This is a genomic window from bacterium (genome assembly GCA_021372775.1).
Classification (GTDB): Bacteria; Acidobacteriota; Polarisedimenticolia; order J045; family J045; genus JAJFTU01.
This window is the reverse complement of the sequence record JAJFTU010000389.1, coordinates 1-4,445: the sequence shown is the minus strand read 5'-3', so window position 1 is coordinate 4,445 and position 4,445 is coordinate 1. Positions and strand designations below refer to the sequence as shown.

The window sequence follows — 4,445 nt, the reverse complement described above, 5'->3', positions numbered from 1 at the left end:
TGGCGCCCGGCCTGGGACGTCGGCGTCAACGCGAGCTGGGCGGTCTTCGACTCCGGCCGGACCCGCGCGCGGGTCGCCGAGGCGCGGGCCCGCGCCGACGCGGCGCGCCGCGGGCTCGACGACCTCGAGCGGCGCATCCGGCTCGAGGTGACGCAGCGCGCGCTCGAACTCGAGACCGCGCGCGCGGCGGTCGGCGTCGCCGAGCGCTCGCTCGTCTCGGCGCGCGAGAACCGCCGCGTCGCCGACGAGCGGTACCGCGCCGGCGTGATCCCCTCGTCGGAACTACTCGACGCCGAGACGGCGCTGCTCCGCGCCGGCCTCAACCGGGTCTCCGCTCTCGCGCGCGCCGAAGTCGCCTCCGCGGCGCTGGCCCGCGCGACGGGACGCTGAACGATGGAACCGGCCGTCGAAACGCGGCGCCTCGTGAAGCGGTTCGGCGCCTTCGCCGCCGTGGACGACGTCTCCTTCGACGTCGCGCCGGGGGAGGTCTTCGGCCTGCTCGGGAGCAACGGCGCGGGGAAGTCGACGGCGATCCGCATCCTCTGCGGCCTGCTCCGCCCGACGGCCGGCGAGGCGCGCGTCCTCGGCGTGGACGTCGCGCGCGAGCCGGAGGAAGTGCGCCGCCGGATCGGCTACATGACGCAGCGCTTCTCGCTCTACGAGGACCTCACCGCGCGCCAGAACCTCCGCTTCTACGGCGGCGTCTACGGCCTGACCAACGCGCGCCTCAAGGAGCGCGAGGCGTGGGCGATCGAGGTCGCGAACCTCGCCGGCGCCGCGGACCGCCTGACCGCCGACCTCCCGCAAGGGTGGAAGCAGCGGCTGGCCCTCGCCTGCGCCGTGCTCCACGAGCCGAAGGTCCTCTTCCTCGACGAGCCGACCGGCGGCGTCGATCCGGTCTCGCGCCGCCGCTTCTGGAACCTGATCAACGACCTCGCCGCGCAGGGGACGACGATCATCGTCACCACCCACTACCTCGACGAGGCCGAGCGCTGCGCGCGGATCGCCCTGATGCACGCCGGGCGGCTCGTCGCCTACGGCCCCGTCTCGCGGCTCAAGGACGTCTTCGCCGGACGGGCCGTGCTCGAGGTCCGCTGCCCGCGGCCGCTGGCGGCGAACGAGGTGCTCGAAGCGCAGCCGTGGGCGCTCGAGGTCTCCCTCTTCGGCGACCGGCTGCACGTCGTCGTCGCCGACGCCGAGGCCGAGAGCGCCGCGGCGGAAGCGCTCGCGCTGCTGGAGGGCGCGGGGCAGCGGCCCGCCGCGGCGACGAAGATCGCGCCGTCGCTCGAGGACGTCTTCATTCACTCGATCCAGGAAGCCGACGCGGCGCGCGCCGCGGCCGGCGCGGGGAAGTGACGATGCGCCGGATCTGGGCCGTCGCCGCGAAGGAGTTCAAGCAGGTCCGCCGCGATCCGCTGACGCTGCTCCTGCTGCTCGGCTTCCCGGCGATGATGCTGCTGCTCTACGGCTACGCGGTGAACTTCGACGTGCGGCACGTGCCGCTCGCCGTGCAGGACCGCAGCCACAGCGCGGAATCGCGCCGCCTCGTGGACGCCTTCGTCGAATCGACCTACTTCGACGCCGTCGCCGAACTCCCGGTCGGCGCCGATCCGGGGCCGCTCTTCGAGCGCCGCGTCGCGCGCGCCGCGCTGGTGATCCCCGAGCGGTACGCCGACGAGCTGGCGGCGGGACGCCCGGCGCCGGTGCAGTTCCTGATCGACGGCGCCGACGCCAACACGGCGACGACGGCGCTCGGCTACGCGCGGCAGATCGCCGAGGCGTTCAACCTCGACCTCGCCGCGCGGGGGCTCGAGCGCGGCAAGCCGCCGGTCGCCTTCGCGCCGCGCGTCTGGTACAACCCCGAGCTCCGATCGGCGCAGTTCCTCGTCCCCGGCCTGATGGGCTTCATCCTGATGATCACCGCCGTCCTCTCCACCGCGATGTCGGTCGTGCGGGAGAAGGAGCGGGGGACGATGGAGCAGCTCCGCGCGACCGCGCTCCGCCCGTCGGAGATGCTGATCGGCAAGACGATCCCCTACCTGGCGATCTCGCTCGTCGCCGCGGCGGTGATCGTCGCCGCCGCCCGCGTCTTCTTCGGCGTCGCCGTCGCCGGCTCCTACGTAGACCTCTTCCTCGCGACGGTCGTCTATCTCGTCGGCGCGCTCGGCTTCGGGCTGCTCGTGTCCAGCGTCTCGGACAGCCAGGCGATGGCCTTCCAGATCGGCGCGGTGTCCTCGCTTCTGCCGGCGCTCTTCCTCTCCGGGTTCATCTTCCCGATCCGCACGATGCCGGGCTGGCTGCAGGCGATCTCCTACGCCGTGCCGGCGCGGTACTTCCTGATCGCCTCCCGCGGCGTGATCATCAAAGGGGCTTCGCTCGCGCCGTTCGCCCGCGACATGGCGTTCCTCGGCGTCTTCGCCGTCGTCGTCCTCGCCGTCTCCTTCGCGCGCCTCCGGCGCAGGGACTTCTGACCATGGGCGCCTTCCGCTCGCTCGTCCGCAAGGAGTTCCTGCAGCTGGCGCGGGACCGCCGGATGATCCCGGTGCTGCTCGTCGCGCCGATCCTGCAGCTCGTCGTGCTCGGCTTCGCGGCCAATCAGGACGTGACGAGCGTGCCGCTGGCCCTCGTGGACCGCGACCGCTCGCAGGCCAGCCGCGAGCTGCTCGACGCGTTCCTCTCGTCGGGCCGGTTCGAGCTCGTCGCCGATCTTCCCGAGGCGGACGCCGCGGAGCCGCTGCTGCGGAACGGCGCGGCGCAGATGGCGCTCGTCGTCGGCGCGAACTACGGCGCCGACCTCGCCGCGGGGCGGACGCCGGAGGCGCAGCTGATCGTGGACGGCTCGGACGCGACGTCGGCGACGGTCGGCCTCGGCTACGCGGCGGAGGTCGTCTCGCGCCGCGGGCTCGAGCTCATCGCGCGGCGGACGGCGGAGCGGCGCACGACGGCGGCGCTCGCCGGACGGACGCTCCCGCCCCCGGCGGGCACGGTCGTGGTCGCGCCGCGCGTCTGGTACAACCCCGACCTCCTCAGCCGCTGGTACTACCTCCCCTCGATCCTCGCCATGGCGCTGATGATGAACGCGCTGATCCTCCCCTCGATGGGCGTCGTGCGGGAGAAGGAGATCGGCACGCTGGAGCAGCTCATCGTCACGCCGATCCGCCCCGCGACGCTGATCGTCGGCAAGCTCTGGCCGTTCGTCCTGATCTGCATGGTCAACCTGACGCTCGTCGCGGCGGTCGTCGTCTGGTTCTTCGGCGTGCCGCTGGCCGGCTCCTTCTGGACGCTGCTGCTGTTGACGCTGCCGTTCATCGTCGCCCTGCTCGGCCTCGCGCTCCTCGTCTCGACGATGGTGCGGAACCAGCAGCAGGCGATGCTCCTCTCGATGTTCGCGGTGATGGTCCCGATGATCTACCTCTCGGGACTGATGTTCCCGATCGAGAACATGCCGCCGTTCTGCCGCGCGCTGACCTACGCCGTGCCGCTGCGCTACTACGCCGCGATCATCCGCGGCGTCTTCCTGAAGGGGTCGGGACTCGCCGTCCTCTGGCCGGAGGCGCTGGCGCTCTGCGGCTTCGCGCTCGGGACCGGCGCCGCCGCCGCGCTGCGTTTCCGCAAGAACCTCGAATAGCCTTTTCGGAGAGCGCGTAGCCGTCGGGTCGCTGATGCGATGTGCGGGCAGCCGCCGCGCCCATCGTCGATGCAGCGGGGCGGCGACGCTCCGCCGAGGCTCCTTGCGCGGGCGCACACTGCCCTCAACCGTGGCGTGGGCTAAGGACGTCGGCGGCTCGTTGTGGCAGGCGACGGAGGTGCGGAGGCCATCACCGAGATCTTCCACGCGCGGCGGAACATGTGGGGGCACTACGGCGAGGGACGCGGAGCGCGAGCTCGGGCTTCGCCGGGCGTCGTCAAGCGGACGGCGCTGCAGTGGGCCCCAAGGTGATTCGGCGTCGGCGCCGCGCTCGTGGACTGCTCCATTCCTATGACCGCCGCAACGGAGAGCTTCCTCAAGTCGATGGCTCCGGCGGAGCTCCTCCGTTGTCGGGCCGACAACTCTCCGCCCTTCCTGCCAGAGAACCGGCTGAGGGTGGTCGAGCTCGGCCCGGCGAGAGACGATCCACCCGCCGGCTACGCGCCCCGTCAACCACTTGCCGATGGTGACGGTCCACTTCGAAATCCGCCGACCAGCGGCAATGAGGCCGGCCGACGTCTTGTCGCCGCGCTGCAGCGGCTCTGCGCCGTCAGGAGCGCCACCTGCGGGGAAAGCAACAGCTCTTCTGTAAATTCGCTTGACGCGGCGGTCCGGATCACTCGGTCTCCATGGCGAGGTAGATGCGTCCGGTCTCCCACTCCTCGCTGGTCTCGGCGAGCACGGCGCTGACGAGGCGGAGGAGGGCCTGCTCGTTGGGGAAGAGCGCCGCGACGCTCGTGCGGCGCTTGATCTGCTT

Annotated in this window: 5 protein-coding genes; 4 read left to right on the top strand and 1 reads right to left on the bottom strand. The window is 72.0% G+C overall.

What is annotated here, in order from left to right; genetic code table 11:
- The 4 genes from LLG88_13010 to LLG88_12995 all read left to right on the top strand — a co-directional run.
- A partial coding sequence (locus LLG88_13010; GenBank protein MCE5247826.1) for a TolC family protein occupies positions 1 to 390 on the top strand: 390 nt, incomplete at its 5' end.
- A gap of 3 nt (positions 391 to 393) precedes the next feature.
- Positions 394 to 1,356 (top strand): ABC transporter ATP-binding protein, encoded by a 963-nt coding sequence (locus LLG88_13005; protein ID MCE5247825.1) that lies wholly within the window; start codon positions 394 to 396, stop codon positions 1,354 to 1,356.
- 2 nt (positions 1,357 to 1,358) lie between these two features.
- Complete coding sequence (locus tag LLG88_13000) at positions 1,359 to 2,471, top strand: ABC transporter permease (protein MCE5247824.1); 1,113 nt, start codon at positions 1,359 to 1,361, stop codon at positions 2,469 to 2,471.
- 2 nt (positions 2,472 to 2,473) lie between these two features.
- Positions 2,474 to 3,628 (top strand): ABC transporter permease, encoded by a 1,155-nt coding sequence (locus LLG88_12995; GenBank protein ID MCE5247823.1) that lies wholly within the window; start codon positions 2,474 to 2,476, stop codon positions 3,626 to 3,628.
- A gap of 676 nt (positions 3,629 to 4,304) precedes the next feature.
- Here the strand turns inward: LLG88_12995 and LLG88_12990 are convergent.
- On the bottom strand, positions 4,305 to 4,439 hold the full coding sequence (locus LLG88_12990) for a transposase (protein MCE5247822.1): 135 nt from the start codon (positions 4,437 to 4,439) through the stop codon (positions 4,305 to 4,307).
- Positions 4,440 to 4,445: the final 6 nt, after the last annotated feature.

Coding starts and splice junctions, on each gene's coding strand:
- LLG88_13005 (MCE5247825.1), top strand. CDS start 394: ATGGAACCGGCCGTCGAAACGCGGCGCCTCGTGAAGCGGTTCGGCGCC.
- LLG88_13000 (MCE5247824.1), top strand. CDS start 1,359: ATGCGCCGGATCTGGGCCGTCGCCGCGAAGGAGTTCAAGCAGGTCCGC.
- LLG88_12995 (MCE5247823.1), top strand. CDS start 2,474: ATGGGCGCCTTCCGCTCGCTCGTCCGCAAGGAGTTCCTGCAGCTGGCG.